2 protein-coding genes are annotated in these 1237 nt (G+C 45.1%); one reads left to right on the forward strand and one right to left on the reverse strand.

Annotated features, from left to right (window positions below; all coding sequences use genetic code 11):
- On the reverse strand, window positions 1-633 hold a 633-nt coding region (locus R7O12_RS25630; RefSeq protein WP_318126869.1), incomplete at its 3' end, for a CHASE domain-containing protein.
- A gap of 137 nt (window positions 634-770) precedes the next feature.
- On the opposite strand from R7O12_RS25630, the gene R7O12_RS25635 reads away from it, so the two are divergent.
- The coding region (locus R7O12_RS25635) for an alpha-ketoglutarate-dependent dioxygenase AlkB family protein (protein WP_318126871.1) at window positions 771-1237 on the forward strand (467 nt) is incomplete at its 3' end.

Here is a 1237-nt window from a genome sequence, read left to right on the forward strand (position 1 = left end):
GTCATAACCGCGTATCGTCAAAGGATAATGGTATGAGAAGTCGAATACGCCGGTTTCTCGCATTAAACCATCAAAATCCACCACAGCGCTGATCACCCCCCAATACTCTTTGTTGATTGGCGGGTCTCGAAATACTGGCACGCGTACAATAAGCCCTCGCCCACCTTGAACAAGCGACACCGGCCCCGCGATGAAAATCTCTTGAATATCTTTGGCTTTTTGAACTTGTACCCATTGCGCTGGTACTTTACGGTAATCCAGACCAAGGACGCGCTCGTTGCCTTTAGTTGGGAATATATGGCTAATTACATCATTTTCCGCAATACCGATGACCGTGATGTGCTTACTTTTGTTAAGAATACGATCGGCGGCAATGCTTAGCTCCTCTTCTTCGCTATTTGGCAGCAAAGTGATTAGCGTCGCTAATGTGCTGGCTTTGTAAATATCAGCCATGAGTACCGCTTCCAAATTGGAGCGGAGGATAGACAGTTGTTCTTTGGCTTCAACTTGCACGCGCTCTTGCTGAAGGTCTTGCTGATTCTGATGCAACAGCTCAATAACACCAACACACAAGGCAACAAAAGCGAAAAAGAACAGTGCAAAATAGCACTGCTTTCTGGGTGAATAACGCATTAGCTCCCCACTAGCTCGTCCGTTACTACGAGAATTATTCTTTTATTGTTAAAATTCTTATTATCTACAAGAATAACCAATAGCCTTTGCAAAGGTAATAATTATCTGAAATTTTTATGGTTTAAATAGGCAACGGGATGCAAGGACAAGGCGATTTATTTGAAAGTACGGATTGGCAAGAGGTACGCCAAGGTAAGCTCTTTTATCAGCCAAACTTTCTTTCTCAGCAAGAAGCGGATACGTACTTTTCAACGCTTATGAGTACCTTGCCTTGGCAACAAGAACGCATAACCATTTTCGGGAAATCGGTACTTCAACCTCGTTTGCAGACTTGGCATGGCGATGCGCCTTACACCTATTCGGGTTTAACCATGGCACCTCACCCTTGGACGTCTGAGCTGTTATCACTCAAGGCTCGCTGTGAAAGCCTTGCCAACACCCCGTTCAACTCTGTATTGGCGAATCTGTATCGCGACGGTCAGGACTCTATGGGATGGCACCAAGATAATGAACCAGAGCTGGGCCGAAATCCGGTGATCGCCTCGTTGAACTTAGGTGATACGCGCCGATTTGTGCTACGAAATTTACATTGTAAAAATCAAAT

The sequence above is a fragment of the Vibrio sp. Vb1574 genome, from assembly GCF_033338675.1.